This is a genomic window from Hylemonella sp. W303a (genome assembly GCF_046452315.1).
GTDB lineage: Bacteria > Pseudomonadota > Gammaproteobacteria > Burkholderiales > Burkholderiaceae_C > Hylemonella.
Genome location: NZ_JBKFDG010000002.1, coordinates 101,994 through 128,200, shown reverse-complemented (window position 1 = coordinate 128,200; position 26,207 = coordinate 101,994). Strand labels below are relative to the sequence as shown.

The 26,207-nt window shown below is 64.1% G+C and carries 25 protein-coding genes; 8 read left to right on the top strand and 17 right to left on the bottom strand.

The window, feature by feature from the left end; translation table 11 throughout:
- Window positions 1-53: 53 nt before the first annotated feature.
- The 5 genes from ACLBKS_RS04235 to ACLBKS_RS04215 all read right to left on the bottom strand — a co-directional run bounded on the left by ACLBKS_RS04235 (window position 54) and on the right by ACLBKS_RS04215 (window position 8,067).
- Complete coding sequence (locus tag ACLBKS_RS04235; protein ID WP_410191556.1) at window positions 54-2,690, bottom strand: 2-oxoglutarate dehydrogenase E1 component; 2,637 nt, start codon at window positions 2,688-2,690, stop codon at window positions 54-56.
- Between the two features lie 160 nt (window positions 2,691-2,850).
- The gene (locus ACLBKS_RS04230; protein WP_410191555.1) at window positions 2,851-4,470 is read right to left on the bottom strand and encodes a methyl-accepting chemotaxis protein; all 1,620 of its coding nucleotides are present in this window, start codon (window positions 4,468-4,470) and stop codon (window positions 2,851-2,853) included.
- A gap of 706 nt (window positions 4,471-5,176) precedes the next feature.
- Window positions 5,177-6,205, bottom strand: coding sequence for an LD-carboxypeptidase (locus ACLBKS_RS04225; protein WP_410191554.1), 1,029 nt, complete (start codon window positions 6,203-6,205; stop codon window positions 5,177-5,179).
- A 102-nt stretch (window positions 6,206-6,307) separates the two neighbouring features.
- Window positions 6,308-7,435, bottom strand: a complete 1,128-nt coding sequence (gene tadA / locus ACLBKS_RS04220) for a tRNA adenosine(34) deaminase TadA (RefSeq protein ID WP_410191553.1) — start codon at window positions 7,433-7,435, stop codon at window positions 6,308-6,310.
- A complete protein-coding gene (locus ACLBKS_RS04215; RefSeq protein ID WP_410191552.1) occupies window positions 7,432-8,067 on the bottom strand; it encodes an FMN-binding negative transcriptional regulator in 636 nt (211 codons plus the stop codon). Before ACLBKS_RS04215 ends, tadA begins: the two co-directional genes overlap by 4 nt.
- Before the next feature lie 18 nt (window positions 8,068-8,085).
- Here ACLBKS_RS04215 and ACLBKS_RS04210 point away from each other — a divergent pair, with 18 nt between their 5' ends.
- Entirely contained in the window at window positions 8,086-10,053 is a 1,968-nt protein-coding gene (locus ACLBKS_RS04210; RefSeq protein WP_410191551.1) for a PcfJ domain-containing protein, read from the top strand.
- Between the two features lie 61 nt (window positions 10,054-10,114).
- The gene (locus ACLBKS_RS04205) at window positions 10,115-11,341 is read left to right on the top strand and encodes a flagellar hook-length control protein FliK (RefSeq protein WP_410191550.1); all 1,227 of its coding nucleotides are present in this window, start codon (window positions 10,115-10,117) and stop codon (window positions 11,339-11,341) included.
- A 76-nt stretch (window positions 11,342-11,417) separates the two neighbouring features.
- On the opposite strand, the gene ACLBKS_RS04200 is transcribed toward ACLBKS_RS04205, so the two are convergent.
- From ACLBKS_RS04200 to ACLBKS_RS04165, 8 genes are all read right to left on the bottom strand, one after another.
- Window positions 11,418-12,227, bottom strand: a complete 810-nt coding sequence (locus ACLBKS_RS04200) for a hypothetical protein (protein ID WP_410191549.1) — start codon at window positions 12,225-12,227, stop codon at window positions 11,418-11,420.
- Window positions 12,228-12,402: 175 nt separating this feature from the next.
- On the bottom strand, window positions 12,403-13,416 hold the full coding sequence (locus tag ACLBKS_RS04195; RefSeq protein ID WP_410191548.1) for a trypsin-like serine peptidase: 1,014 nt from the start codon (window positions 13,414-13,416) through the stop codon (window positions 12,403-12,405).
- A 94-nt stretch (window positions 13,417-13,510) separates the two neighbouring features.
- Window positions 13,511-13,723, bottom strand: coding sequence for a cold-shock protein (locus ACLBKS_RS04190; RefSeq protein ID WP_410191547.1), 213 nt, complete (start codon window positions 13,721-13,723; stop codon window positions 13,511-13,513).
- 213 nt (window positions 13,724-13,936) lie between these two features.
- Window positions 13,937-14,398, bottom strand: a complete 462-nt coding sequence (locus tag ACLBKS_RS04185) for a VOC family protein (RefSeq protein ID WP_410191546.1) — start codon at window positions 14,396-14,398, stop codon at window positions 13,937-13,939.
- A 78-nt stretch (window positions 14,399-14,476) separates the two neighbouring features.
- Window positions 14,477-15,340, bottom strand: a complete 864-nt coding sequence (locus tag ACLBKS_RS04180) for a helix-turn-helix domain-containing protein (protein ID WP_410191545.1) — start codon at window positions 15,338-15,340, stop codon at window positions 14,477-14,479.
- A gap of 119 nt (window positions 15,341-15,459) precedes the next feature.
- Entirely contained in the window at window positions 15,460-16,005 is a 546-nt protein-coding gene (locus tag ACLBKS_RS04175) for a thioredoxin family protein (RefSeq protein WP_410191544.1), read from the bottom strand.
- Window positions 16,006-16,007: 2 nt separating this feature from the next.
- Window positions 16,008-16,736 (bottom strand): cytochrome c biogenesis CcdA family protein, encoded by a 729-nt coding sequence (locus ACLBKS_RS04170; protein WP_410191543.1) that lies wholly within the window; start codon window positions 16,734-16,736, stop codon window positions 16,008-16,010.
- On the bottom strand, window positions 16,733-17,203 hold the full coding sequence (locus ACLBKS_RS04165; protein WP_410191542.1) for a DUF2147 domain-containing protein: 471 nt from the start codon (window positions 17,201-17,203) through the stop codon (window positions 16,733-16,735). The genes ACLBKS_RS04170 and ACLBKS_RS04165 overlap by 4 nt, the downstream gene beginning before the upstream one ends.
- Window positions 17,204-17,388: 185 nt before the next feature.
- On the opposite strand from ACLBKS_RS04165, the gene ACLBKS_RS04160 reads away from it, so the two are divergent.
- Window positions 17,389-18,126: a response regulator gene (locus ACLBKS_RS04160; RefSeq protein ID WP_410191541.1), complete on the top strand. Its 738-nt coding sequence runs from the start codon at window positions 17,389-17,391 to the stop codon at window positions 18,124-18,126.
- Window positions 18,123-19,415, top strand: coding sequence for an ATP-binding protein (locus ACLBKS_RS04155; protein ID WP_410191540.1), 1,293 nt, complete (start codon window positions 18,123-18,125; stop codon window positions 19,413-19,415). The genes ACLBKS_RS04160 and ACLBKS_RS04155 overlap by 4 nt, the downstream gene beginning before the upstream one ends.
- A 91-nt stretch (window positions 19,416-19,506) precedes the next feature.
- Here ACLBKS_RS04155 and guaA read toward each other — a convergent pair whose 3' ends face one another.
- From guaA to ACLBKS_RS04135, 4 genes are all read right to left on the bottom strand, one after another.
- A complete protein-coding gene (gene guaA / locus ACLBKS_RS04150) occupies window positions 19,507-21,138 on the bottom strand; it encodes a glutamine-hydrolyzing GMP synthase (RefSeq protein ID WP_410191539.1) in 1,632 nt (543 codons plus the stop codon).
- A 79-nt stretch (window positions 21,139-21,217) separates the two neighbouring features.
- Window positions 21,218-22,687 (bottom strand): IMP dehydrogenase, encoded by a 1,470-nt coding sequence (gene guaB, locus ACLBKS_RS04145; RefSeq protein ID WP_410191538.1) that lies wholly within the window; start codon window positions 22,685-22,687, stop codon window positions 21,218-21,220.
- Window positions 22,688-22,823: 136 nt separating this feature from the next.
- Window positions 22,824-23,225, bottom strand: a complete 402-nt coding sequence (locus ACLBKS_RS04140; RefSeq protein WP_410191537.1) for an RnfH family protein — start codon at window positions 23,223-23,225, stop codon at window positions 22,824-22,826.
- A gap of 34 nt (window positions 23,226-23,259) precedes the next feature.
- Window positions 23,260-23,712 carry a type II toxin-antitoxin system RatA family toxin gene (locus ACLBKS_RS04135; protein WP_410191536.1) on the bottom strand — a complete coding sequence of 151 codons (453 nt, stop codon included), beginning with the start codon at window positions 23,710-23,712 and terminating at the stop codon, window positions 23,260-23,262.
- A 70-nt stretch (window positions 23,713-23,782) separates the two neighbouring features.
- Between ACLBKS_RS04135 and smpB the strand changes: the two genes are divergently transcribed.
- From smpB to ACLBKS_RS04115, 4 genes are all read left to right on the top strand, one after another.
- Complete coding sequence (gene smpB / locus ACLBKS_RS04130) at window positions 23,783-24,274, top strand: SsrA-binding protein SmpB (RefSeq protein WP_410191535.1); 492 nt, start codon at window positions 23,783-23,785, stop codon at window positions 24,272-24,274.
- A gap of 86 nt (window positions 24,275-24,360) precedes the next feature.
- A complete protein-coding gene (locus tag ACLBKS_RS04125; RefSeq protein ID WP_410191534.1) occupies window positions 24,361-24,741 on the top strand; it encodes a hypothetical protein in 381 nt (126 codons plus the stop codon).
- Between the two features lie 39 nt (window positions 24,742-24,780).
- Window positions 24,781-25,320 carry an RNA polymerase sigma factor gene (locus tag ACLBKS_RS04120; protein ID WP_410191533.1) on the top strand — a complete coding sequence of 180 codons (540 nt, stop codon included), beginning with the start codon at window positions 24,781-24,783 and terminating at the stop codon, window positions 25,318-25,320.
- A 29-nt stretch (window positions 25,321-25,349) separates the two neighbouring features.
- Window positions 25,350-26,156, top strand: a complete 807-nt coding sequence (locus ACLBKS_RS04115; RefSeq protein ID WP_410191532.1) for an anti-sigma factor family protein — start codon at window positions 25,350-25,352, stop codon at window positions 26,154-26,156.
- Window positions 26,157-26,207 lie beyond the last annotated feature (51 nt).

The window sequence follows — 26,207 nt, the reverse complement described above, 5'->3', positions numbered from 1 at the left end:
CTGCCTCCGCCGACTGGCCGGTGGCAGCCCATGCGCATAAGGCGCGCCAAGCGTTATGACAGACCCAGGGCTTGCATCACGAGCCGTTGCTGCTCCGCTTGATGGATCGGCTGCGAAACGGTGGGGCCAGCTGCCGTGCCGGGCCTTGCGGCGCAGCGCAACTGCACGCCATCGGGACAGGCGTTGGCCAATTCGTCCCGAATGAAGGGCCAGGCCCCCTGGTTCAGTTCCTCCTCCTGGGCCCACACCAGTTCCTTGAGACCGCTGTAGCGCTTGAGCAGGCTCTGCAAGTCGGCCTGGGGGAATGGATAAAGTTGCTCCAGTCGAAGCAAGGCGATCCCCTGGGCCAGGGAGGACTCGCGCAGTCCCCGCGCAAGGTCGTAATACAGCTTGCCGCTGCTCAGAACGACCCGCCCTACCCCGTCCCAGGGCTGCGCCCTGGGGTCGTCCAACAAGGGGCTGAAGTGACCGTCCAGCATTTCTTGCAGCGGTGTATGCGAATCGGGTTCGTCATACAGCTTGCCCTTGGGGCTCATGACCACCAACGGTCGGCGTGGCCGCGTGCAGGCCTGCCGACGTAGCAGATGGAACCACTGCGACGCGGTGGACGGCATGGCCACTTGCAGATTGCCTTGCGCGCACAGTTGCAGAAAGCGTCCCAGGAACCCACTGGAGTGTTCAGGGCCTACCCCTTCATACCCATGGGGCAGCAACAGCGTCAAACCGGACGCGCAACCCCACTTTGCATCGCCCGCGGCAATATAGTGGTCTATGTAAACCTGGGCTCCGTTGACGAAATCACCGAACTGCGCCTCCCAGATCACGAGGCGTTTCGAGTCATGCAGGCTGTACCCGTACTCGAAGCCCACAACCGCTTCCTCGGAGAGCTGCGAGTTGTAGATCTCAAAGCGCGCTGGGCCGTTGCGCAGACGGTCTAGCGGCTGGAGCATCGCTGGCGCATGGCCATCCGCTTGCTGGCCATGCCAGACTGCCAAGCGGTGCATGAAGGTGCCGCGACGTACATCCATGCCAGACACCCGCACGCCGATGCCAGCCTGTAGCAGCGTCGCGTAAGCCATGTTCTCGGCGAAACGCCAATCGCACCGCGCATTGGCCCCGGCGGACATGGTCTGCCAATCCTTGATCAGGCCCTGCACCATGGCGTGCGGCTGGAAACCCTCTGGCAACTGGGTCAATGTGGACACGATGCCTTGCACCTGGGCGAGTCCTGGCAATGGCAGATCAGGCGCTCCTGCACGATCGGCTTCGAAGGCAGGCGCTTCAGTGGGCGGGAGATCGAAGGTCGCAATCGCTTGTTCACGCGCGCGGGCGACGACGCGCATCACGTCCAACTCGCTCGCCAGTCCGGCATCGCAGAGTCGGGCAGCATAGCGCTCGACCACCGTGGTGAGCTGATCGATGCGGGCCTGGCGCGCGGGGGCCGTCAGTGTCGGCACATCGTGCTCAGAGTGTCCATGACGGCGGTAGCCAATCAAATCAATGAAGACATCGCTGCCAAAGCGTGTCCGGTAGGCGAGCGCGATCTCGGCCGCTCGTTGCACCTGTTCGGGGGCGTCCGCACTCACGCGCAGCACCGGCGCATCGATGATGCGAGCGACATCGCTGGCATAACGAGGTTGCTCGGCGTCCATGACATTCAGTTCGGTGAAGCCAACCTGGTTGTTGATCACGATGTGCACGGTACCGCCCACGCTGTAACCGTGTTTCCGACCCATCACCAGTGACTCCATCACGACGCCCTGCCCTGCCAGCGCCGCGTCGCCGTGCATCACCACCGGCAGGGTTTGCTGGGGGGCATGATCGGCGCCACGGTCCTGGCTGGCGCGCGCCATGCCCGCCACCACGGGTTGCACGCTCTGCAAGTGCGAGGGGTTGGCAGCCAGTTCCAGCTCTATGTCTCCATGGCGGGTACTGATGCGGTGCCGGGCTCCCAGGTGGTAAGGCAGATCCTTGTGTTGTTCGGGGTGGGGGTAATTGGCTTGGAAGTAAGTCAGCAGATCCAGGGCTGGTCGCCCCATCAGATTGACCAGGACATTGATGCGCCCGCGATGCGGCATGCCCAACACCAGTTTGCTCACGCCATGGGCCCCCGCCTGCTCGACCAGCACGTCCAACAGCGGCAGCAGCGCTTCGCAGCCCTCCAGCGAAAAACGCTTGGCGTGCGGAAAGCGCCGCGCGACGTGGTGTTCCCAGGTTTGCACGTGTACCAGTCTCGCCAGCAGCCCCATGCCCGTCATGTCGGCGGGCAGTGTGTCCGAAGAGAGCGGAGTCTCCATCTCGGCATGGAGCCAGGCCAGCCGTGCCTCATCACGCACCGCGCTGGCATCCAAGGTCAGAGTGCCGCAATAGATCGCTCGCAGCGCTGTTGTCAGTTCCTGCACCGTTTTCAGACCCAACAGGGTTGAACCATCCTCGGTGAGCGCGTCGGTCGGCGACAACCCGAAACGTTGCGGTGTCAGCAGCGCCTCGTCCGCGATAGGGGCTTGCCCCAGCGGGTCCAACACGGCGCACCGATAGCCCCGCTGGCGGAAGGCGTCGAGCAGGCGCTGCACACCGGGGCGTACGCGCTGGCTGGAATTCCAAGCAGTGGGTGCCCCGGCGGTGGACTTGCCGGCATCAAGATGGGGACGGCGCAGCGGCGAATGCTGCGTGAGTGAAGGGTTGCGCATGAAACGTTCTCCCTAAAACACAGGTGGCACCGAGCCTGCACCGACTCTGCGGTGATGGGGCTCGCCATGGGGGCGCGTTCTGGGGCGCCGCATGCCATGGATGGCACGGGCCCGGCCGCGCCCCGGGCATGAGGCGCGGCGCGGGGTCATGCCGGTCTGTCTACCGGCCGTTGTCTCCGGCTAAAAAGAGTTGCGCTGGGGCGGAAGCAAGCATGGGCCTGCCGGCGTGAGCCTGGGGCTTGCCATTCAGCACGAAGGCCCGCACGACCTCGTTGAGCTGATTGGCCTGATCCTGCATGGCGTGCGCCGAAGCCGTGCTCTCCTCCACCATCGCCGCGTTCTTCTGAGTCGATTCGTCCATCTGCACGATGGCTTCGTTCAACTGTTCGATGCCTTGACTCTGTTCGCGGCTGGACGCGCTGATTTCGGCGACGATGTGGCTGACTTGCTTGATGCTGTTGACCACCTGCTGCATCGTCGCGCCAGCCTGGTCCACCATCTGACTGCCACGATCAACCTGATGGACTGAGTTGTCGATCAAGGACTTGATCTCCTTGGCTGCCACCGCGCTGCGTTGCGCGAGGCTGCGCACCTCGGCCGCCACCACGGCGAACCCTCGGCCATGTTCGCCAGCGCGGGCCGCTTCGACCGCCGCGTTCAAGGCCAAGATATTGGTCTGGAAAGCGATGCCGTCGATCACGCTGATGATTTCAACGATGCGCTTGGAAGATTCGGCGATGGAACTCATCGTCGCAACGACTTGGCCGACCACATCGCCGCCTTGGACTGCCACCGATGAAGCCTGCAAGGCCAAGGAGTTGGCCTGGTTGGCGTTGTCCGCGCTGAGTTTGACCGACGAGGTCAACTGCTCCATCGCCGCCGCCGTCTCTTCCAGCGCACTCGCCTGCTGCTCGGTCCGCGAGGACAGATCCAGATTTCCCTGGGCGACTTGGTGGGACGCGCTGACGATGTTGTCGGCGCCGGTACGCACTTCCAAGACGATCCGATGCAGGTTGTCCACCATGTGCTTGAGCGCCCCCATCAAACGCCCCACTTCGTCTCGGCTTTCATCCGATATCTTGTAAGTGAGGTTGCCTCGCGCGACGGACTCCGCCATCAAAATGGCGCGGTCGATCGGTTGCGTGATCGATCGCGTGATGAGGACAGCGGTCACGATTCCCAGCAACACGGCGACCACCGAGAACGCCAGCATGCCGACGCGTGCGCCATCGGACGCGCGCTTGGCCTGGTCCACGTCGGCGATCATGCCCTTCTCTTGGTGGGCCACCATCTTGTCGATCAAGGCGTAGTAGCGTGGTTGCAGAGTGGCCATGTCGCCGTGGTACACGGCCATGGCTTCCTCGCGCTTGCCAGCAGCCATCAGATCGAACAAATTGCGCACCGCGGCCCCATAGGCCTTGCGGGCCTCTGATTGCTCGGCAAAGATGGCCTTGCTTTCGTCGGTATGCAGGAGTTTCTCGAATTTGGCGAAGTTCTCGGTGTTGATGGTGCGCAAAGCCGCGTAGTCGTCCATGTACCTCTTGGTTTGCTCAGGCGTGGTTGCCAGCAAGATGCGTCCGATGATGATCGCGCCCTTGTCACCCACACCCTTGATCGAGTTGCTCAGCGCGATTTGTGCGTACCGGTCGTCCACCAACTGATCCATGGTGCGGTCCACGCGGGTCAGAACGGACAGGCCTGCGACAAGACTGGCCAGCAGCAGGACGATCACCAAGGCGAACGCCAGAGCCAGGCGAGTTCCAATTTTTAAACTGTTCATTTTCATAACGATTCATCTCCTGTTGTTCGGGGCCGCTGCATACGCTTTCACAAATCATCCGGTACCACCGCTTACTCGTTGACGCAGGGAGTGATGCATCCCTGCTGGCGTGAAGAGCAGTACAAGATTCGTGCCTGACTTGCGAGCCATCGACGAGAGAATTGCAACAGTCTGATAGCCCCTCTTGCGAGAGTGACCTCAACAACAACAGGAGACGGTTGGATCAAAGAGCGAGGAGATTTCATCCTGTTGTCGTGTCAGGCCGATGACCTCTGCGCTTGCATGCGATCACAAACATTAACGCGCTGTGCTTGCTGAACAAGGACATTCCCATGCACCGCGCGTAGCATCGCCATGAGGAATCTCTTACGTTGGCATGGCGCTCATTCTGAATGTGCCCACTCGATGCTCCAACGAATATCTCGCTCTTAGCTCATAACCAGGCGCAAGCAGGCTCAGTGGCACCGTGGGTGCCAAGACCAGGCGGACGTATTCGGTTTGTGCATGGATGGAGTCACACCAGCTCGCCTCGCTGTATGACTCGTGTTCATGGGCAGCAATGCACTGCCACAGTTTCTTTCGGCTATTGAGCGATGAGCGTCAGGTGTGCCCTACCCGCTCATCTACCTCGCATCTGCGAAACAGTTGCAGATACGGCGGGATTGCGGATACTGAATGCGGATGCGTTCCGCACGGGATGTGAAGATCAGTGGGAGTGATCTTCGTGGGGGCCATGCCCATGGGCATGGCCCCAGACCAGCAGCGCCTGTCGGTCCTCCACCAGCAGATCGCAGCAGGCACCGACGGGTAGCAACACCTTGGTGGGCACATGTCCGAAGGGCAAGCCAGTCAGCACGGGTACCTTGAGTTGACTGCGCAGCCAATTCACCACGCTTTGAAGCTTGAAGCCTTTGTCGTGCGCTGTCAGCTTGTAGTCAGTGAAGTGACCGAGCAGGATGGCGCGCTGCCGCCGCAATACGCCAGCGTGCAGCAGTTGGGTCAACATGCGCTCGATGCGATAGGGATGCTCGCCCACGTCTTCAAGAAACAGCAATCCCCCTTCGGTCTGCGTTGACGATGGGAAGTACGGTGTGCCCAACAGAGACACCAACACGGCCAGGTTGCCGCCCCACAGAGGTGCGTGCTCCACCTTGAAGTGTGCTGTGTCTCCCAATCGGCGTGCCTGCCATGTACCAGCCGCAATCTGATCGGCCTCGCGGGTGCGTGGCAAGCTCCAGCCGGTGCCCTCGCCCTGCCCCAACAGCAGGTCCTCGAAGCACGCCTGGGTGATGTCGTCGGGCTGCGCTTCTCCACCAAAGGCTTCGAGCAAGGCGGGACCGGCCCAGGTGATCCCTCCCTGCCCACTGCCTTGGGCCAGCAAGGCCAGTTGGAAAGCGGTGAAGTCACTCAGTCCCACGAACGCGGTGCCGCGCTCAATGGCTTTGCGGATTTGCTTGAGAGGTAGATCCGGCAAGATTCGAGTCAAGCCATACCCCCCGCGCGTGATCATCGCCACGTCCGCTCCGCTGGAGGCTGCTCGGCGGATGGCCGCCAGACGGGTCGCGTCATCGCCAGCGAAGCGTTGTTGGCTTGCCAGCGCAGCGTCGTCGACTTCTACCTCAATGTCGGTGCCGATGGCGGGGCCCAGGGCTTTCAAACGTTGGATGCCGCGCTTGAAGGCAGCCTTGTCGCGCACCGCGCCGGACGGGGAATAGAGGTAGATGTGTTTGCTCATACTGGCCGCCATTATCGGCGGCGCCAACGCCCGCCCGGTCCGGGGCGTGGCTGTTCAACACGAGGGTGCTTTCAAATAAGAGCCAAGGCAAGCGTTGGCGGATCAATCCCAAAGGGTGAGCGCCGCGAAGGCGCGTGGTGCCGCGCGGTGCCCGGTGTCGGGAAACGGGGCATCCCAAGCACGGGCCAGCTCGGCGGGCTCGTCCTGCACAAACGCGTCGGCGTAGTGGGTGTGCGTGCATCGCCGCGGCTCGGCCTGGGCCCAGCGTCGTCCGAGTTCGGCGATCACATCCTTGGGTTCTCCAGGCAACAACAAGGCCACCTCCCGCAGGTCCAGCCGTTCAACGAACTCTCGCAGCACCCTCAGATGCCAGTCCAAGCTGTGTGCTTCCTGCTTCTTGGGTTTGTCGCTCCTGCCGAAACCGATCAGGTCCGGCGCGACGACGCGGTGACCTTGCGCCAACAACTGCGGAATCAGCACGCGGTGGCGATAACTCCAGTCGCCTTGCCCGTGCAGGCAGAGCCAGGTGAGGCCTTTTTGAGTGTGATGGGCGTTCGTTGCGCCCTCGTCCCGTGCCACGTTTTCCTGGATCCCTTCGTCCAAGTAATGAAGGCGTAGACCATCCAGGGACGGCAGGTCGTTCATGTAACGCGGCGTCCACGGGAAGTTCGGCAGGTCCGCGAAACGGCGCTCGGGCGTGCGCAGCGCATCCTCCCGCAGCCGAAAGCGCGCGGGGTCGTGGTGCGCGGCTTGTCGCGCCTGCTGGCGGCGTTGCAGGAAGAAATCCTGCAACAGCGCGCCGCAGTCCTCCGCGAGCAATCCGCCGCGCACCTCGGTCTGGTGGTTGAGTTGGGGGTGCGCGAACAGGTTGAGCACCGAGCCTGCGGCCCCTGTCTTGGGGTCGGCCGCGCCGTACACCACGCGCTTGAGCCGCGCGTGCAGCATCGCGCCAGCGCACATCGGGCAAGGCTCCAGCGTCACGTACAGCGTGCAATCGTCGAGTCGGTAATTGCCAAGCACCGAGCCCGCGGACCGCAGGGCGCGCATCTCTGCATGGGCCGTCGGATCATGGTCGGCGATGGGCGTGTTGTGAGCAGTGGCGAGCACGCGATCGGCGCCGCCACGCGAGCCCTGCTGCACGAGCACCGCGCCCACGGGCACCTCCCCTGCTTGCGCGGCCAGGCGGGCCTGGTCCAGGGCCAGGCGCATGTAGTCCTGATCGGTGCTCATGCCCGCCCGTGTAGCCCCAGCCGGTCCATCCAAGCCGCCAGGCCTTGTTCTTCGGAGCTGCCGGTCGAGTAGCCGGCGCGCATGGCGGCGTGGGCCTCGGGCCGGTGCTGGTTGAGCTTGAGCTTGCACTGCAGCGTCGTCACGCGCAGTTCGAAGGCCACGATGCCGTTGAGCATCTTGCGCTGGAACTCGGGGTCCAGGCCGCGCCAACGGGCCGCGTAAGCCGGTTCATGGTCGCCGATCAGTTGCTTGAGCAAGGCGTCCTTGGCGTCGGCATCCTCAATCAGCCTCGCTTCCACCGTGCAATGCACGGCCACGTAGTTCCAGGTTGGCACCCGTTGCTCGTCCGGGTAGACCTGGGGAGACATATAAGCGTGCGGGCCCAGAAAGGTGACCAGCGCCCGAGGGCGAGTTTGCAGATACCGCCAGTGCGGATTGGGCTTGGCCACATGCCCCAACAGGCACAGTCCAGCCCCTTCGGCCTGGTCATCATCTACCACGTGCAGTGGCAGATGGGTCACGTAAGGCAACCCCTCGTCGTCAGTGCTGATCAGGCTGGCGAAGGGATGCTCGCGCATCAGCGCCAGCGCGAGCGACCGGTCCTCGGATCTGAATTGCGGCGGCAGGTACATGCGGGCAGAATGTAGCGCATGAGTGGCGCTTTGGTGGGCTTTCGGGTTGGCGGTGAGAAAAAACTGCTGCGCCTGCATGGCGAGCGCGGTTGCGAGAGCGTGCTGACGAATTTGCTTGCTTGGTTGCGTAGCGTCAGCGACCCACGCCTGCACGCCTATGCCGCCATTCTCAAAACCGTGGATGTCACCCAAGGGCGCTACACCACCGAGCTTGAAGAGAAAGAGCGTGCCATCTTGCTGGCCTTCTTCGAGGATCACTTGGGCGAGAGTTGCCAGCCACCGACCTGGGCCGAAGCTTTCGCGGCGTTTCCCGAACTTGAAGGCTGGCATGCCGGTTTCCCCTACATGCCGGCTGCCAGCATTGACGCCTGTGCGGATGTACCCTGGGGATTTCTGCTCGACCTTGACGCGGATCGCGGCGCGGGCGAGCTGCAGATTTACATCAATCGCCATGCCCGATTCGCGTGGCGCGACATGGGCAGCGAGCTGGCAGTGCCCTGTTGCACCGTGCCGCTGGCACATGCGCGCAAGCTCACGGCCCACGATGTGTCGGCCCTGCAAGGCTTGCTGCACCAGAATTTCTATTCCGACGGCATCGATCCCTGGCTGCCCTTGCGTGAGCCGGTGCGCAGTTACCTGTCGCCCCCATTCCCGGCCATGGGCGCAATCACGTCAAGCGTGGGTGAAGACGCCTGGCTGGCCCGCCTGCATCTTACGGCGGGGCACGCCCGCTTGTTGCTGGAGCGCGCGGGCCTGCAGGCCACGGTGCGGCAGGTCAGCGAGTTGCGGTTGAACGACCCGCACTGCGGTGCCTGGCTGCGCGAAGCGCTGGCGCCCGAGGCGCTGGCGTTGACCCTGGCGATCCACGGCCCCAGCGCCAGCCTGGGTCAGATGGCGCGGGTCGCGGCGCATCTGCCCAGCCTGCCTTTCGCCAGTGAAGCCCGGAACGAAGCCGGGGTCAGTGTCGAAACCGGCGGCCTGCCGCTGCTGGCCTTGGGGCTGAACCCGCACACCGGCCTGAACCTGGCCCTGCATCCGGAAGACGGACCAGCCTTCTTCGATGCGCTGCGCGCCTGTTTTCTGGAGGGGGGCATGAGCGTGCAAGGCTGGCGTTTCCTGATCAAGCAGGACAATGCGGTCCTGCGCGCCATCTTGCAGTTTTTTCCGCCTTCCGCGCGCATCCTGCGCGGCTTCACGCACTTCATCAACTTGCTTGCCGGCAGCCTGCAGCACGAGCCGCTGACCATCGCCCGCTGCCAGCCCGCCTTGCGCGGGGTGGAGCGCATCCTGGACCGCACGCGCGGCCGACCTGAGGCCATGCGCGAGGAGAACGCGCGCATCTTTCTGCGCGCCCTGGTGCGAGCCCGACTGTCGCTCGAACAGGAAGCCAACCTGGCCCACGAAGCGCAGGATGTTTCCGATTTCGTTTACGCGCACACCAACGTGCTCAAGGGCGCGACCTGGGCGTCTTTGTGCCGCCGCTCGGACGCCTGGCACCGCGCCCTGCTGATCGAAGTGGACCCCGCCAAGGACCTGCGCTGGCCCTCCCTTCTGCCCCACTACCAGAGCGGCGCCTACGTGGCGGTGGAGTTGGACTGCGGTTACCTGCTGGCCGAGGAAGGTTTGGAGCAGCGCCATTGCATCGGCAGCTATGCCAACGCCTGCGCGAGCGGCGGCACGCGCGTGTTTTCACTGCGTCAGGGCAGCCCGCAGGGTCGACGTGTCGCGACCTTGGAAGTGCAGCGTGGGCACGATGGCGTTTGGCACATGGTGCAGATTCGCGGCAAGGCCAATACGCCCGTCCACGAGCCGCAAGTGCTCCAGGTGGCGGATCAAGTCGTCGCGGCGTATGCCGCCGCAGTCCAGGCTCAGACCGACCTGCATCGAATCGAGCGCAAGGGGTTGCTGGGTCAAGAAGCGCCGCTGGCAGGCGACTATGCACTGCCGCCCTATGTCATCCACCGCCAGGAGCACTGGACCGGCTGAACTCAAACACGCCGAGGCTCCATGCCCCTCCTTGTGTCCACCGTCCCTCATCCCGAACCCCATGGCCACTGACCGCATTTCCACCGGCGGCCCTGCACTGCCCCTGCCACGCGCCCACAGCGGTGCGACCGCGGCCAACACCGCCTCGCGTTCAGGCGAGGTGCTGACACTGCGCATCGAGAGCCGCGATGGCATGGGTGCGAACCAGGTGTTCCATGCCCGCAGCACCGACGGGCGTCTGTTCCAATTGGGTGCCGCGACCAATGCCGCCGCGGGCATGAGTCTGTCGATTGGGCAGACCCTGCAAGTTCAAGTGCCTGCCGGTGCCTCCGAATCGGCATTCCAATTGACCCTCCAGGGCGGCAGTACCTTGCTCTCGGTGCCGACGTCGTTGACACCGGCGTCTTCCACCGAAACGGCCGCCCGCCTTGCTTTCGCGCAAGCACAGGCTTCGACGCAGGACGGGGCGGCAGGCTCTTCCTCCACAGCGCCTGACTTGGCCCAGCTGCTGGCTCAGCGCTTCTTTCAGGGGCAAGGGAGTCCGAATGACGTTCTGGTGTTGGCGCAGGCCTGGCGCGAACTGGTGCTGGCGCGCCTGCGGCAGGCCCCAGGCCAGGCCTCAACGCCCACGATCCCCTTGCGCCCTAACGCCTTGCCCGGCGATGCGGGCGCCACGGCCCTGTCGCTGGCCCTGCTGCAGGCCATGACCGCGGATGAAGCGCGGCAGGATGTGGCGCTGAATACACCCTCGCTGGGCGCAACGCTCTCGCAACAACACCCCGCGCCCTTGTTGCCGCAGTTCTGGATGTTCCATGCCTACGCTTGGAACAACACCTTGCCCCTGACTTTCTGGGTGTTGCCCCGGGACGATGACCAGCAAGACGGTGAGCCGTCGCCCCGCCCCGCGAACCGCGCGCGCATGTTGCGCCTGTGCTTTTTGCATCCCGTGCATGGGCTGCTGTGGATGGATGTGCGGGTGGACGAGCAGAACGTGACTCTGGACCTCCACGCGGATCAGCCAGATGCCGTGGCGGCCTTGCTGCAGTTGCGCCCTGCGGTCAGCGCGGCTCTCGCCGAGGCGGGCCTGCGATTGCTGCGTTACCAAGTGCGGGCGGGAGCACCGCAACTTCACGCCAACGAAGCTCTGGCTGCGCCGACAGCGTCTCCCTCATCGACCGCGCCTCCCATGAATGGCCTGCCAGCCCTGCTGAATTCACCCGAGACCACGCTGGCACCCGAGCTGTTCATGGCGGCCGTAGGGGTGATGGAGGCCCTCCGAACCGCTTGAATCACAAGCCACCCGCACCGTCGCGGTGCAGCGCCGCCTTGCCGAACCGCTGCGCGCTGATCCGATCGTCACGTGCTCAGCGCGCTTCACCCACGCAGACCACGGCCTGATGCCGCAGGTGGAACATCTCGATATCGGTTTCCAGGAAGAAGGCCGCTTCCCACGGGTTCTTCAGGATGAACTGCGCACGCAGTGGTTCGTACTCGGGCGCCGTGCGCGGCACGAGGTAGGCCTTCATTTCCAGGATGGTGTAGTTCCAGTGGATGGACTGGTCGAAGGTGAACTTGGCGCGTTCGTCGATGGTGAAGAAGCAGCGCGACTCCCGCTTCAGCACCTGTGATTTGAAGGTGCCAGGCCGCGTGATGATGAACACGTCATCGTCTTCCGATGAGAGGAAGGCCATCACGGTGGTGTGCGGCTGCGCGGGGCTCAAGGTGGTCAGCACGCCGATCTTGTTGTGATGGTCCTTTTCCTCGGGCACCGGAATGCGCGCCAGTGGCGAGGCGGCCAGCGCGCGCGCCGGGCGCGGATCGGCGGGAAATTCGTAGCCTGGCTCGCGCTGCGATTCGACCACCCGGGTGCCATGGATCAGACTGAACTCGACCGGCGTCACCGTGGCCCAGTTCTCGTCCACCGCCTGCACCCGGCCCTTGTAGGAAGTCCGGTAAACGCGCAGTTCGGCGTCCAGTTCGTCCACCCCGGTCCGGTTGTCCAGGTGTAGCGTGACCAAAGAGCCCTCCGCGAGCGCATGGCCCTTGGGAATGAAGAGCTGCAGTTGGTTGTCGCGGCGGGGGTAGACCACACAGATGTGGTGCACGATGCCGGCTGCCTGGTACGAAGCCAGCACACCCAAAATTTGCTCACCCAGATAGTCACGCAATGCCATCACGGAATCCTTTGTTTGAGTGCACGCATTCTAGACAGATGGATCCTGATTGGATCGCCCTGCCGTCGGTAGCTCCCACAGGCGTTGCCCCGGTGGGGCGGCGACCAGCAGCACATCGGGTGTCCGAGCCCCTTCAAGATGCCATGGCCATGCGTTCAAGTTCAAACCACATCAATCACGTCGGCTGGGTCAATGCCATCAGCACATCCGTGTACCAGGCGCAATTGAGTCCCAGCGACTCGTCTTCGACCCGATCACGCGTGCGCATGTCCATGCGTGTGGAATGCACCCCGAGCAACTGCCAGGTCGCCAGCGATGCGCTGCCGCCCTCGCCGTTCCTGCGGCGCAGCACGGGTGCTCCGCTGCTGCCGCGGTGGGTCCGGGCGTCGGTCAGGAAATAACCCTGCCGTTGGAAGCGCACGCCATATGCCGATGCAATCGATGCGCTACGAGCCACGGCGAGGTGATGCACTGTGTCATGGAATCCCAGCGGGTAACCGATGATCATCAGCGTGTCCCCAATCGCCGCGTCCTCGCCTTGGGAGGAAAGATTCGATGGCTCAAACGCCTGCAACACCGTGCCTGCGGGCAAGCGGCAGGCATGGATCTCGATGATGGCGACATCCACCGGGCCGGCCGTGTCCGCAGCTTGCCGCCACAGCGCCAAACCGCTGCCATAGAGCGGTATCGAGAACGTCGCGTACTGCGTCAGATCACTGGCATCGGTATGCAGCTCGATCTCGATGCGATCTGGTAGATGGCCACTCGGTTCATCGATGAAAACATGCCGGTTCGTCACCAGGAACAAGCGCTCGTCACGGCGAAAGAAAAATCCGCTTGCGCCTGTCGAGAGATGCGAGCCGGTGTAGGTTCGGATGTGCGTCGTGGTCAGCAGCACCTCCTCGATCGCGTGGCGCTGCTCCAGCGCGGACTGCGGCGGTGCCGTGCCCGCCAGCACGGCCCGCGTCCTGGCGATGTCGCGCTCGAACGCGGCCATCACGTGGTCCGATAGGGTGGTGTTCAGCATGACCGTCCGCGCCGCCTCGGCATGCGCTTCGAACGAGCGCGCCAAGGCGGTATGAGCACTCGATGGCAAAGTTTCCAGGAGCGCGGGAAGCAAAGCATCCAGGGCGACCAGACTGCCTTTGAGCTCGCAGATGCGCTCGGTGGCCTCCTGCAGATTCTTCATTGCAATGCTGCCTTCCAAAAAAGAAAGCGCGGACAAGCCGCGCTTCGGGAGCTCCGTGCAAGCTGTGTGCCTGGGCCCTCGGGCCCAAGGCGCCTCAGCTCACCGCACGAATGTTGGAGGCTTGCGGGCCTTTGGCGCCCTCGGTGACCTCGTACTGCACATGTTGGTTTTCAGTCAGGGTCTTGAATCCGCCACCCTGGATTTCGCGGAAGTGGGCAAAGAGGTCCTTGCCACCCTGGTCGGGGGCGATGAAACCAAAGCCCTTGCCTTCGTTGAACCATTTCACGGTTCCGGTTTGTGTCGTCATGGTGATTTCCTTTCGAAGTTTCCAGGCGCAAAAGCGCGCCCAGTGAAGAGACGCCAAGAAAATCATCAAGGGAGGTTCGACACAGCCACCGGAAGAATCCGGTGAAGCGAATAAAGACCGATGCAGTGATGGTCTTGCACATTTCAACGAACCCATGGTACACGGTATCAGGCCTGCGTGCGGGTTTGTTGAACTTATCTTTTCAAGGCCCCGTCAGCTGCTTGGGCTATCCAATGAAGCGCTGAACAGCGCGGTGTAACGGCGCTGCATCTCCTCGGGAGTGACGGTTTCGATCGCGTGCCCGATCAGCCAACGGTGGCCAAATGGGTCACGCACGGTGCCAGAACGCTCGCCGTAGAAATGGTCCTGCGGCGCGCGATCCAGCGTGCCCCCGGTCGCCACCACGCGCGAGATCAAAGCGTCTGCATTTTCCACATGCAGGTGCAGCGTGACCGGCGAGGCGCCCAGGCCCTCTGGGCTGCGCACGCCCAGTTCCGGGTACTCCTCCGAGATCATCAAAGTGTGGCCACCGAAATCCATTTCGACATGGCCCACACGGCCGGAAGGCTCGGTCAGGCGGAACAGCTCGCGCGCGCCGAAGGCACGGGTGTAGAAATCGATCGCGGCGCGCGCATCGCGCACGCACAGGTAGGCGTACAGCTCGTGGACGGTCATGGCAACTCCTGGTCGGTGATGCGGCATTTTGGCGTGGGCGGGCCTGCGCGTCTTGCAGGAAATTGACCTCCTGTGAATTCAACGGTGAGGCTGTTCCGGTGACTGCGCTTGGTACGGCACATGGCGCGGCGTGGCCAGATCAGCCTGGCGCCGCCACGCGCTGGGCGTCAGGCCCGTGATGTCCCGGAAGCTATTTGCCAGATGCGCCTGGTCTGCATAGCCAGTGGCTGCGGCGATGCCGGACCAGGTTTCCGACGGCCGGGCGGCCAGCGTCAGCACCTGATTGAAACGCTGCAGAGCCAGCCACTCGCGGGGCGCCAGCCCGGTGGCCTGGCGAAACAGCGCGATGCAATGGCGATGGCTGAGGCCGCTGGCGCGCACCAGGTCACGCACGCGCTGCTCGGGACGCCCGGGGCTTTGTAGCACCTGGATCAACGCCGGATGCAAGGCCGCAGGCCGGCCCTGCGCCCGTGCCAGCAACCAGTGCTCGAACCAGGCCAGCCGCCCTGCCCCGTCGCGACAGGCCCTTAGCCGCTCGAACAAGGCCCCCACCTCGCCCGAGTGCAGGATCTGATCCAGTGGCGTGTGCCGTCCGGCCAGCGCGGACTCCGGCACACCCAGCAGCACACTGGCCGCGCCGGGCCGGAGCATCGCGCCCACCGACACCGAGGGCTGCGACACATCGCGCAGGTGGTACACCGTGCGGGCGCCTCCCTCCACGGCATGGCCCAGGCGCTCGCCGTGCAAATCAGCAACGTGCTTGAAGATGTGCAGGGGCGGACCGTCGATGCGCAGCGCGATGTGCGTGGCCCCGGTGGGCAGCACATGCTCGCGTGCGCCGGGTGACGATGTCGCGCCCGAGTCTGGTTGCTGCTCATGCGCCCAGACGGTGTCCACCAGGGCGCGCAGCGCGGAAATGGGAGGACGGTGCAGCGTCGCCATGGGGGGATATTAGCGGGGCGGCATTCCGCAGATGTACTGCAGCACGTTGGCCGATGCCACGTGGGCGGTGCAGGTCGTGCGGAGTTTCATGTGCATGGATCATGCGGGTAAGTCGGGCCTCAGGCACGGCCAGGCCGTGCGAGCAGCGTTCGGATGGCCGCTTCAGTGCGGGCGTATTCGCCTTCGCCGAAGTGTCGGTAGCGGATGCGGCCCCGTCCGTCGACGAGGTAGTGCGCGGGCCAGTAGCGGTTCTCGTAGGCCTTCCATGTGGCGTAACCGTTGTCCATGGCCACGGGGTGCTTCACGCCGTGCCGTTTGATCGCTGCCTGAACGTTCGATGCCGACCTTTCGAATGAGAACTCCGGCGTGTGTACCCCCACCACCACCAGCCCCTGGCCGCGATAGGTTTCGGCCCACCGATTCACGTGGGGCAAGGTGCGCAGGCAGTTGATGCACGCATGGGTCCAGAAGTCCACGAGCACCACTTGCCCTTTCAGAGCAGTCAGCGACAGCGCTGGCGAATTGAACCATTGCTGGATGCCCTGGAAGTCGGGCGCCAATCCCCAGTCATGCAGACCGTCAGGAGCGGCGGAGGCCGCGCCCGACAGGCTCGCCAACAAGGCCATGAAGCTACGGCGGTCGAGCTTGCAATCGGTGTGATGCATGGTCAGAGTCCTCCCGACAGTGCAGGGGGCAGATTCGGAAAAAAGTCAGACAGCCAGAGCGTGACCAGCGTGTCGTACTGCAACAGCGTGAGCAAGCCCACCGCGGCGACCACGATGCCCATCGCCTGTTGCAGCCGGTGGGTGTGGCCGGCCAGGGCACGCACTTTGGCCAGGGCCCATTGCCCGCCATAGGCAATGGCCAGCATGGGCAAGGCGGCTCCCAGCGCATACAGTGCTAGCAGGCCTGCCGATGCGCCCCAGTTCGATTGCGTGGCCACCAAGGCGAGGATGGTCGCCAGTACCGGCCCGGCACAAGGCGTCCAGATGGCACCCAGCGACACGCCCACGAGAATTCCCCCGGCCCATCCTGGGCCGGCCCGGTCGCCCAGGTGGCTGACACGGTTGAGCACACCACTCGCCAACAGGCTCAGGCGCTGAAAGGCGCCTGGCCACACCATGCACAGGCCAAAGACGACGAGCAGGCTGGCGGCAACATCGCGCACGGTCTGTTGTTCCAGTCCCAGCAGGTGCTGCACGGAGCCGAACACCAATGCCAGCAACGTGAACGAGAGCGCGAAGCCAGCGGCGATGAATACTGGCCGCGCGCCGGGGCCACCGGCTGCCGTCGCACCCAGCACCACCGGCAACAGTGGCAGCACACAAGGTGCCGCCACCGTGAGCAGGCCAGCGGCAAACGCCAGACCCGGTTGGGCCAAAGCGACGTCGATCATGGCTTGCCCTCCACATCCGTCGTGGTGGAAGGCGCGCGCAGCCAAAGCTGCGTCTTTCCGAACAGCGGTATTCCCACGTAAGGCCGCACGAGCATCTGCTGCGTTCCGTCCATGGTCAGCTGCACGCTGTAGGTCTTGGCATTCTCGCGGTTGTAGATGGCTCCCGTGAGCGTCCCGTCGCCGGTGACGCGCAAGCCGGACAGGATCTGCATACCCAAAGCGGGTCGCTTGTCGGCGGCTTCCATCTCCTGGCCTGGTGCGCTCATCGAGCGGTTGGCCATCACCCGGGTCACCGTGCCGCACAGGGCATCACCGCAGACGGCGATATCGACCTCGAGGTTGCCGGATTCCGTGATCCAGCGCCCGAGTTGGGCTGGCGGCTGTTGTGGCTGCGCGTGGGCGGCCAAGGCACCCAGGGCAACGGTGGTTGCTGTGGCCATCGCGGTACAAATTAAAGGCATCTTCATGCAGGCTCCTTGAAATGGGATGCCTGTATTGAGCCGTCTCAACTTGTCCTGGATTTATCGGATCCAGGGGGATTTGTTCGCTCAGATGTTCAGCGGCGCCTGCAGACAAACTGAGATACAAAACAAGGGGGCCGGGCTTCGGCGCTGACGGATGCGACTCAAGCTTCTTCGTGTACAAACTTGGCATGGAAAAGCAGGATCACATCCTTATCGTCGATGACGACCCCGAGATTCGCGACTTGCTCACCGGCTACCTGGCGCGCCAGGGACTGAAAGCCACCGGCGTTGCCGATGGCCGAGAAATGCGTCGTGTACTGGCGCGCGAACCTGTGGACCTGCTGGTGCTGGACCTGATGTTGTCGGGCGAGGACGGCATCAGCCTGTGCCGAGAACTCCGTGCTCCTGGCCAGCCCACACTGCCGATCGTGATGCTGAGTGCGCGCTCGGAGGAGGCTGACCGCATCCTCGGGCTCGAACTCGGGGCCGATGACTACCTCTCCAAACCCTTCGCGGCGCGTGAGCTGCTGGCCCGTATTCAATCGGTGTTGCGCCGCACGCGCATGCTGCCGCCCGCCGTTGCCGCCGAGACGCCGCGGGCCCGGTTGCGCTTTGGCGCCTGGACACTCGACACCTTGGCTCGGCACCTGGTGGACCACGCGGGCACGGTGGTGTCGTTGTCGGCGGCGGAATACCGGCTGCTGCGCGTGCTGCTTCAGCATCCACACCATATTCTTAGCCGCGAGCAACTGCTGCAACTCACCCAGGGGCGGGACGCCGACGTGTTCGACCGCTCCATTGACCTGCTGATCAGCCGAGTGCGACAGCGCCTAGGGGATGGACCCCGGGACGCGCGCTACATCAAGACGGTGCGCAACGAAGGCTATGTGTTCTGCATGGCCATTGAAGCTGAGGATCGCACATGAACTGGCCACGCACGCTGTTTGGCCGGTTGATGCTGATCTTGTTGGGGGGGCTGCTGCTGGCTCATGCGCTCACCTTCGCGCTCGCGTTTGCTGAACGCGGCCAGGTGATGCGCCGCATGATGGTGTCATATTTGGCGGCAGACGTGGCCAGTTCGGTGGCCATGCTGGACCGGCTTCCGGCCTCTGAACGGGCAGAATGGCTGCCCCGGCTGCAGCGAGCCAACTACCAGCTTTCACTGCAAGTCGGTCCAATCAGTGGGGAGGCCAGCGCTTCACCGTTGGCGGCGCAGATCACGCAGGTGCTGTCGCAGGCCCTGGCTCAGCCGGTGCAGGCACTCGACGCACCATTGGAAGGCGTCGCGACGCGCCTGCACTTGCAGCTGCGGGACGGCACGCCGATGGTTGTGGATCTCGCCGAGCCTCGCCTGCGCATCTCCCCCTGGGTGATCGGCGTGCTCACGGTGCAACTCGTTCTGCTGGCCGGTGTCTGCGCTGTCGCCGTGAGGCAGGCCACACGACCGCTGTCCAGGTTGGCGCAGGCCGCCACCGCGCTAGCACCCGGTCTGCCCACAACGCCGTTGCCCGAGACGGGGCCAAGCGAAGCGGTTCAGGCTGCATCTGCTTTTAATCACATGCGCGAACGCATCGACGAAAGCCTGTTTGAGCGCACCCAGATGCTGGCGGCGATCTCACACGATCTGCAGACCCCCATCACGCGCATGCGCTTGCGTCTCGAAATCCTGGCCGATGCAGCCATGCGCGAGAAACTGCAAGCGGATCTGGGGCAAATGCAGCACCTTGTCGAACAAGGCCTGACGTATGCGCGAAGTGCACATCCTGTCCACGAGCCCGAGCTGCCAACAGACATCGTGGCTCTGCTGGAGAGCGTCGTGGCGGACTACGAGGACGCCTCGCAGCCCGTGCGCTGGCTCGGTGGCTTGCCCCGCACGGTGATGATCCGGCCTCAGGCGCTGCGACGTGCCCTCGGCAACCTGATCGACAACGCGATCAAGTTCGGCGGCGAAGCCGAAGTCATCCTTCACCATGCGAACGAGCAGACCATGGTGCGGGTGATGGACCGTGGGCCTGGCATTCCTGTCGAAGAGCGGGACAAGGTGATGCAGCCCTTCTACCGCATCGAAAGGTCGCGCAACATGGCGACCGGTGGTAGCGGCCTGGGGTTGGCCATCGTTCAGCGCCTGCTCGTGCACTGCCGGGCAGAGTTGGCCCTGGCCGAGCGTGAAGGTGGCGGACTGGTGGCGGAAATCCGGATCAAAGACCCAGCATGACCGAATCCATCACCAAAACCATTTCCACCGCGGTTCCAGCGAACAGGAACAAGCCCTTGGCGTCACCAAGCCATGGTTTGGACTGTTTCAATCACTCCCACTCAATCGTCGCCGGCGGCTTGCTGCTCACGTCGTAGGTCACGCGGTTGATGCCGCGCACCTCGTTGATGATGCGGCTGCTGACCTTCTTGAGCAAAGCGTAGGGCAGCTCGGCCCAGTCGGCGGTCATGAAGTCGCTGGTCTGCACGGCGCGCAGGGCCACGACGTAGTCGTAGGTGCGGCCGTCGCCCATCACGCCCACGCTCTTGACCGGCAGGAAGACGGTGAACGCCTGGCTGGTCAGCTCGTACCAAGTCTTGCCGAAATTCGCGCCACCCTCTTGGCAGGTGAAGTTGCGCAGTTCCTCGATGAAGATGGCGTCGGCACGGCGCAGCAGGTCCGCGTACTCTTTCTTCACTTCGCCGAGGATGCGCACGCCCAAGCCGGGACCTGGGAAGGGGTGACGGTAGACCATGTCGTGCGGCAGGCCCAAGGCCACGCCGAGTTCGCGCACTTCGTCCTTGAACAGGTCGCGCAGCGGTTCCAGCAGCTTGAGGCCCAGTTGCTCGGGCAGGCCGCCGACGTTGTGGTGGCTCTTGATGGTCACGGCCTTCTTGCTCTTGGCGCCGCCCGATTCAATGACGTCGGGGTAGATGGTGCCCTGGGCCAAGAAGGTCGCGCCCTTCGAGCCCGGACGTGCGGCCTTGAGCTTCTCCGCCTCGGCCTTGAACACGTCCACGAACAGGCGGCCGATGATCTTGCGCTTCTGCTCGGGGTCACTCACGCCTGCGAGTTCGCGCAGGAACAGCGCACTGGCGTCCACGCGCACGACCTTGGCATGCAGTTTGCCCGCGAACATGTCCATCACCATGTCGCCTTCATTCAGGCGCAGCAGCCCGTGGTCCACGAACACGCAGGTCAACTGGTCACCGATGGCGCGGTGGATCAACGCGGCCGCCACGGAGGAGTCCACGCCACCCGAGAGACCCAGGATGACCTCCTCGTCGCCCACTTGGCGCTTGATGGCTCCCACGGCTTCGTCGATGTGGCCGTCCATCGCCCAGTCGGGCCGGGTCTTGCAGATGTCGAGCACGAAGCGCTCCAGGATCGCCCTGCCCTGCAGCGTATGCGTGACTTCCGGATGGAACTGCACGGCATAGAAGCCGCGCTGCTCGTCGGCCATGCCCGCGATCGGGCAGGAGGGCGTGGAGGCCATGAGCTTGAAGCCGGGCGGCAGTTCCGTCACCTTGTCGCCGTGGCTCATCCAGACCTTGAGCATGCCGTGGCCCTCGGGCGTGGCGTAGTCCTGGATGCCATTGAAGAGCTGGGTATGCCCGTGCGCTCGGACATCGGCGGTACCGAACTCGCGCTTGTGCCCGCCTTCCACCTTGCCGCCCAACTGGTGGGCCATGGCTTGCATGCCGTAGCAGATGCCCAGCACCGGCACGCCCAGTTCGAACACCGCCTGCGGGGCCTTGTCCGTGGTTTCCTCGTAGACGCTGGCGTGGCTGCCGGACAGGATCACGCCCTTGAGCGTGCCGTCCTTGGCGTAGTCGCGGATCCACGCGTCCGTCACGTCGCACGGGTGGACTTCGGAATAAACGTGTGCCTCGCGCACGCGCCGGGCGATGAGCTGCGTGACCTGGGAGCCGAAATCGAGGATGAGGATTTTTTGGTGCTGCATGGTGCTGGAACTGAAATGACTTTCAAAACAGAAAGCCCGAACACCATGATGGGGTTCGGGCCTGGTGTCTCAGGGCGTCTTAATTCGCCCGATAGTTCGGTGCTTCCTTGGTGATCTGCACGTCGTGCACATGGCTTTCGCGCATGCCCGCGCTGGTGATCTCCACGAACTCGGCCTTGCTCTTCATCTCTTCTATCGTGGCGCAGCCGCAGTAGCCCATGCTCGCGCGCACGCCGCCGGCCATCTGGAACAGGATGGCGACCACCGAACCCTTGTAGGGCACGCGGCCTTCAATGCCTTCGGGCACCAGCTTGTCGGCCTGCGGGTTGCCGGCGGTCGATTCCTGGAAGTAGCGGTCGGCGCTGCCCTGTTGCATGGCACCAATGCTGCCCATGCCGCGGTAGCTCTTGTAGCTGCGGCCTTCGTACAGGATGACTTCGCCCGGCGCTTCTTCCGTGCCAGCGAACATGCTGCCCATCATGACCGTGGACGCGCCGGCAGCAATCGCTTTGGCGATGTCACCGCTGTAACGGATGCCACCGTCGGCGATCAGCGGAACGTCCGTGCCTTGCAGCGCCGTGGCCACGCCATCGATGGCCATGACCTGGGGCACGCCGACGCCAGCCACGATGCGCGTGGTGCAAATCGAACCAGGGCCGATGCCGACCTTGACCGCGTCCGCACCCACGTCGACCAGCGCGCGCGCGGCGGCACCGGTGGCGATGTTGCCGCCGACCACGTCCACCTGCGGGTAGTTCTGCTTGACCCAGCGCACGCGGTCGATCACGCCCTTGCTGTGACCATGGGCCGTGTCCACCACGATGGCGTCCACTCCGGCTTTCACCAGCGCTTCCACGCGTTCTTCCGTGCCCTCGCCCACTCCGACCGCTGCACCCACCCTCAGGCGTCCGGCCGCGTCACGCGCGGCGTTGGGGAAGTTGAGCTGCTTGGTGATGTCCTTGACGGTGATCAGGCCCTTGAGCTCGAAGGCGTCGTTGACCAGCAGCAAACGCTCCAGCTTGTGCTTGTTCAGCAGGGCCTTGGCCTCGCTCGGCGTGGTGCCGTCGGGCATGGTCACCAGGCGCTCGCGCGGTGTCATGATTTCGCGCACCGGCAGGTCATAGCGGGTTTCGAAGCGCAGATCGCGCCCCGTCACGATGCCGACCACCTTGCCGTTGTCCACGACTGGGAAGCCAGACACGCCCAATTGGTCCGACAACTGCATGACCTGGCGCACCGTGGCATTGGGGTTGATCACGACCGGGTCGCGCAGCACGCCGGATTCGTAACGCTTGACCTTGGCCACCTGGGCGGCCTGCTCGGCAGCGGTCAGGTTCTTGTGGATGATGCCCATGCCGCCTTCCTGGGCGATGGCAATCGCCAGGCGGGCCTCGGTGACCGTGTCCATGGCCGCGGAGACCAGGGGCAGGTTCAAGGCAATGTTGCGGGAGAAGCGGGTGGAGAGAGAAGTGTCCTTGGGCAGGACCTGGGAGTACGCTGGCACCAACAACACGTCGTCGAAGGTGAGCGCTTTACCGAGAAGGCGCATGTTCTAGGGCTCCAAAAACAGCATTGTACCCGCGCGTTCTTTGGGAGCCTGCGCGTGGGTCAAGAAGCGCCTGCGTTGCCCCGGGGCAACCCTTCGTGCGCCACCGCTGCGGTGTTCCGCCACAGCGTTCCTCAACCTAATAACCGGCTTTGGCACCAGCCCTTCGTTGCGCGAAAAGACCGGCGCGTTTGCTGCCTTGGCTGGCGAAGCGCTCGCGCCGCGCTACTTTGGGGTCCACCCGCAGGGGGCGGTACAACTCGACTCGATCACCCTCGCGCAACACCTGCTCGGGCGTGGTCTTGCGGCCCCAAAGGCCCAGCACCCCGCTGGTGGCCAGGGCGGCGAGGTCGTGCGCGGGGAACTCGGGCCAATCGCAGGCGGCCACGGCTTGCGCCACGGTGGCGCCGATGGGCAAGCTCAAGAGCTGTTCGCGCACCTTTCGCGGTGCATGGGCATGGGCCACGACCACGGTGATGGTCGTTGGGGGCTGCACGTGATCTTGCGCGAGACCTTGGGTTGGCCCTTGGCTTTGGGGCATGGTTGTGTTCATGCGGGAGCGCAGTTCGCCTGCCTCACGCCGTGCCGTAGACCTGCTCGGCCCGCTTGACGAAAGCGTCGACCAAGGTGCCGGCAATCTTGTCGAACACGGGGCCGACCAGTTTGCCCAGCAGGGCATTGGCGAAACCGTACTCCAGCGTCAATTCCACCTTGCAATGCGCGTCGCTGCCACCCACGGGTGTGAAGGTCCAGTGTCCGTCGAGCTGGGAAAACGGGCCATCGACCAAGGTCATGTGCACGCTGTTGCCTTCTGGGCCGCTTTGATGGGTGTTGCGTGTGGTGAAGGCCTGATGCAGGCCGCTGAAGGCGATGCCGACTTCGGCCGTCAGTCCATCGGGACGCGACTCGATCACTCGGGCGCGGTCGCACCAGGGCAGAAACTGCGGGTAGTCCGCCACGCGCGTGACCAGATCGAACATCTGCTGCGGGCTGAACCAGATCAGGACGGACTTCTTCACGGTTTTCATAGAATGCGGGGTTACTTTCTGATCCGCCGCGTGATTGTAATTTTGCGCGGAAGGCCCCACATACAGACGCATGTCCACCGACAAGAAAAAAACAGCGAAAACCGCTCTCCCCGCCCGCATCGCCGACAACAAGAAGGCGCTCTTCAATTACCACATCGAGGAGCGTTTCGAGGCCGGCATGGTGCTCGAAGGCTGGGAGGTCAAGGCCGTGCGCGAGGGCAAGGTGCAGTTGACGGATGGTTACGTGGTCATCCGGGAGGGTGAGCTGTTCCTGATCGGTTGCCAGATCAACCCGCTGAAAACTGCTTCGACGCATGTCCGGCCCGACGCGGTGCGCACCAAGAAGCTGTTGTTGCACAAGGACGAAATCCGCCGTCTGATTGGCAAGGTCGAGCAAAAAGGCCATACCCTGGTCCCCCTTAACCTGCATTGGAAAAATGGCAAGGTGAAAGCAGAGGTCGCTCTGGCCAAGGGCAAGGCCGAGCACGACAAGCGAGACACCATCAAGGAGCGCGAAGGCAAGCGCGAGGTAGAGCGGGCCCTGAAACAGCGCAGTCGCTGAGTTTTTTTTCAGGTTCACGGAATAAACGGTCCGGCCAGGGCGTTCATCCAGGTAGGCACGCTGTTGTGCCATTTTTTGGAGACCCCATGAAATCCCTTTTCCGTGCTCCTTCGGCTCTTTTCCTGGCCGTTGTGCTGGCTGGCTGTGCAGCCATGGCCGCCACGCCAGCCCAGGTCAACGATGGTGCCTTGGTCGGCCCCAATGGCATGAGCCTCTACACCTTCGACCGTGACGCCATGGGCAGCGGCAAATCGGTCTGCAACGGGCCCTGCGCCACCAATTGGCCCCCCTTGATGGCCAACGACATGGACAAGGGCACTGGCGACTACAGCGTGATCACCCGCGACGACGGCAAGAAGCAATGGGCCTACAAGGGCAAGCCCTTGTATTTTTGGGTCAAGGACAGCAAGCCGGGTGACCGCACGGGCGATGGTTTCAACAACGTCTGGAAGCTCGCCCGCCCCTGAGCGCGGCGTGGTGACCTCCAACAGTCCCCCGTGTAAGCCATGGACCGCCGACTGTTGACGGAGCAGATTCCGGCCATGCGGCGCTACGCCCGCGCGCTCACGGGTGACTCGTGGGCCGCGGACGATCTGGTGCAGGACGCGCTGGAGCGCGCCTGCGTCAAGTGGCGGCTCTGGTTGGCGGGCTCCGACTTGCGGGCCTGGCTGTTCACGCTCATGCACAACCTCTACATCAGCCAGGTCCGCCAGCGTTTGCGTCAGGGGCCAGCGCCATTGGAACTGGACGCGGTCGAGCAGGAGCCCGCCGCGCCCACGGGCGGCGGCGACGAGGCCCTGGACTTGCAGCGTTGCCTGCTGCAGTTGCCGCACGAGCAGCGCGTGACGCTGCTGCTCGTCACGCTGGAGGGCATGACGTATTCGGAGACAGCTCGGATCACCGGGGTGCCGGTCGGCACGGTGATGTCTCGCCTGTCTCGGGCGCGCAGCCGTATGCAGGAGTTGATGGAAGTCTCCCCTCGCCCCACTACATCCACTTCTGGCTCGGCCGTCGCGGGGCATGGCACGCTGCGCCGGCTCAAGTAGACGCATCACGTCAGCGCATCACGATCACCATGGACGCACCCCAAGACCTTCCTGTCACGGACGACGAGCTGAACGCCTTGATCGACGGGCGGCTCAAACCGCATGAGCACACGGCTCTGCTGGCCCGTTTGGCCCATCAGCCCACCGCGCATGCGCGGTGGACAGCCTGGCAGCGGCAACACGTGGCGCTGCGCGGCTTGCACGCCGACCTGTTGAGCCAGGAACTGCCACCCACACTGCAAGGTACCGCGCAGAATGTGCGGCGCGCGCAGTTGCAAGTGCAGCAGATGCGGCATTGGGGCGGCCTTGCCGCGTCCCTGTTGCTGGCCTTCAGTCTTGGCTGGTTCGGCCGCGCCGCGTGGCTGCCAGCCTCGCCAGCTGTGCTGGCCCAACAAGCACCGGCACGGGATTTCGTGCGTCAGGCCGCGATCGCGCACGCGGTCTATAGCCCCGAGCAGCGCCATCCCGTCGAGGTCGCCGCAAACCAGGAAGAGCATCTGGTGCAATGGCTGTCCAAACGCCTGGGGCGACCTTTGAAGCTGCCGCAATTGCAGGCGCTGGGATACGAACTGGTGGGCGGACGGCTGCTGCCCGGCGACGACGGTGCTCGGGCCCAATTCATGTACCAGAACGCCGGTGGCGAGCGCGTGACCCTGTACCTGGGCCAGCGCCCCGTCCGTCTGGCGGAGGATGCGACGGTCGAATTCCGCTACAGCGCGGATGGCCCCGTGCCGAGTTTCTACTGGATCGATGGAGCGCAAGCGTATGCGCTTTCTGGCACCTTGAGCCGTGAGCAGTTGTTGCGCCTGGCTCAGGCGGTTTACCAGCAGCTGTGATCGGTCATGGGCGGCGCGGTCAGCCGCCCGCTGGTAGCCGGCTCGAAGCCG

Excerpts from the sequence above, each read along its gene's own strand:
- tadA (WP_410191553.1), bottom strand. The coding sequence starts at position 7,435 with ATGAGCACCGATCAGGACTACATGCGCCTGGCCCTGGACCAGGCCCGC.
- ACLBKS_RS04190 (WP_410191547.1), bottom strand. The coding sequence starts at position 13,723 with ATGACGACACAAACCGGAACCGTGAAATGGTTCAACGAAGGCAAGGGC.
- ACLBKS_RS04185 (WP_410191546.1), bottom strand. The coding sequence starts at position 14,398 with ATGACCGTCCACGAGCTGTACGCCTACCTGTGCGTGCGCGATGCGCGC.
- ACLBKS_RS04135 (WP_410191536.1), bottom strand. The coding sequence starts at position 23,712 with ATGAAAACCGTGAAGAAGTCCGTCCTGATCTGGTTCAGCCCGCAGCAG.
- ACLBKS_RS04210 (WP_410191551.1), top strand. The coding sequence starts at position 8,086 with ATGAGTGGCGCTTTGGTGGGCTTTCGGGTTGGCGGTGAGAAAAAACTG.
- ACLBKS_RS04155 (WP_410191540.1), top strand. The coding sequence starts at position 18,123 with ATGAACTGGCCACGCACGCTGTTTGGCCGGTTGATGCTGATCTTGTTG.
- ACLBKS_RS04125 (WP_410191534.1), top strand. The coding sequence starts at position 24,361 with ATGAAATCCCTTTTCCGTGCTCCTTCGGCTCTTTTCCTGGCCGTTGTG.
- ACLBKS_RS04215 (WP_410191552.1), bottom strand. The coding sequence starts at position 8,067 with ATGTACCTGCCGCCGCAATTCAGATCCGAGGACCGGTCGCTCGCGCTG.
- ACLBKS_RS04205 (WP_410191550.1), top strand. The coding sequence starts at position 10,115 with ATGGCCACTGACCGCATTTCCACCGGCGGCCCTGCACTGCCCCTGCCA.
- smpB (WP_410191535.1), top strand. The coding sequence starts at position 23,783 with ATGTCCACCGACAAGAAAAAAACAGCGAAAACCGCTCTCCCCGCCCGC.
- ACLBKS_RS04235 (WP_410191556.1), bottom strand. The coding sequence starts at position 2,690 with ATGCGCAACCCTTCACTCACGCAGCATTCGCCGCTGCGCCGTCCCCAT.
- ACLBKS_RS04200 (WP_410191549.1), bottom strand. The coding sequence starts at position 12,227 with ATGGCATTGCGTGACTATCTGGGTGAGCAAATTTTGGGTGTGCTGGCT.
- ACLBKS_RS04225 (WP_410191554.1), bottom strand. The coding sequence starts at position 6,205 with ATGAGCAAACACATCTACCTCTATTCCCCGTCCGGCGCGGTGCGCGAC.
- ACLBKS_RS04230 (WP_410191555.1), bottom strand. The coding sequence starts at position 4,470 with ATGAACAGTTTAAAAATTGGAACTCGCCTGGCTCTGGCGTTCGCCTTG.
- ACLBKS_RS04195 (WP_410191548.1), bottom strand. The coding sequence starts at position 13,416 with ATGAAGAATCTGCAGGAGGCCACCGAGCGCATCTGCGAGCTCAAAGGC.
- ACLBKS_RS04165 (WP_410191542.1), bottom strand. The coding sequence starts at position 17,203 with ATGAAGATGCCTTTAATTTGTACCGCGATGGCCACAGCAACCACCGTT.
- ACLBKS_RS04180 (WP_410191545.1), bottom strand. The coding sequence starts at position 15,340 with ATGGCGACGCTGCACCGTCCTCCCATTTCCGCGCTGCGCGCCCTGGTG.
- guaB (WP_410191538.1), bottom strand. The coding sequence starts at position 22,687 with ATGCGCCTTCTCGGTAAAGCGCTCACCTTCGACGACGTGTTGTTGGTG.
- ACLBKS_RS04160 (WP_410191541.1), top strand. The coding sequence starts at position 17,389 with ATGGAAAAGCAGGATCACATCCTTATCGTCGATGACGACCCCGAGATT.
- ACLBKS_RS04170 (WP_410191543.1), bottom strand. The coding sequence starts at position 16,736 with ATGATCGACGTCGCTTTGGCCCAACCGGGTCTGGCGTTTGCCGCTGGC.
- ACLBKS_RS04115 (WP_410191532.1), top strand. The coding sequence starts at position 25,350 with ATGGACGCACCCCAAGACCTTCCTGTCACGGACGACGAGCTGAACGCC.
- guaA (WP_410191539.1), bottom strand. The coding sequence starts at position 21,138 with ATGCAGCACCAAAAAATCCTCATCCTCGATTTCGGCTCCCAGGTCACG.
- ACLBKS_RS04140 (WP_410191537.1), bottom strand. The coding sequence starts at position 23,225 with ATGCCCCAAAGCCAAGGGCCAACCCAAGGTCTCGCGCAAGATCACGTG.
- ACLBKS_RS04120 (WP_410191533.1), top strand. The coding sequence starts at position 24,781 with ATGGACCGCCGACTGTTGACGGAGCAGATTCCGGCCATGCGGCGCTAC.
- ACLBKS_RS04175 (WP_410191544.1), bottom strand. The coding sequence starts at position 16,005 with ATGCATCACACCGATTGCAAGCTCGACCGCCGTAGCTTCATGGCCTTG.